The sequence below is a fragment of the Dulcicalothrix desertica PCC 7102 genome (assembly GCF_003991905.1).
Classification (GTDB): domain Bacteria; phylum Cyanobacteriota; class Cyanobacteriia; order Cyanobacteriales; family Nostocaceae; genus Dulcicalothrix; species Dulcicalothrix desertica.
The window spans coordinates 45,252-45,827 of sequence record NZ_RSCL01000019.1 but is presented as its reverse complement, the minus strand read 5'-3'; the positions used below and the strand labels follow the sequence as shown (position 1 = coordinate 45,827).

General features: G+C 41.3%; 1 protein-coding gene. It reads left to right on the top strand.

Annotated elements, in window-relative coordinates; translation table 11 throughout:
* Positions 1-576: WD40 repeat domain-containing protein (locus DSM106972_RS52745; protein WP_201800822.1), on the top strand; the 576-nt coding region annotated here is incomplete at both ends.

Genomic DNA, 576 nt, shown 5'->3' with positions numbered 1-576 from the left:
GGTTCAGAAATTGCCACTCTCAAACATCAAGATACGGTCAACGACGTAGTATTTAGCCCAGATGGTAAGACTGTCGCTACCGCATCAATTGACAATACTGCGAAGTTATGGAACTTAAAAGGTTCAGAAATTGTCACTCTCAAACATCAAGGTTCGGTCAACGACGTAGTATTTAGCCCAGATGGTAAGACTGTTGCTACTGCTTCAAATGACAAAACTGCGAAGTTATGGAACTTCAAAGGTTTAGAAATTGCCACTCTCAAACATCAAGATATCGTCAACAACGTAGTATTTAGCCCAGATGGTAAGACTGTCGCTACTGCATCAAATGACAATACTGCGAAGTTATGGAACTTAGAAGGTGAAGAACTTGCCACTCTCAAACATCAAGATATCTTCAACAACGTAGTATTTAGCCCAGATGGTAAGACTGTCGCTACTGCCTCATATGACGGTACTGCGAAGTTATGGAACTTAGAAGGTGAAGAACTTGCCACTCTCAAACATCAACATAACGTCAACAACGTAGTATTTAGCCCAGATGGTAAGACTGTCGCTACTGCTTCAAGTGACAAA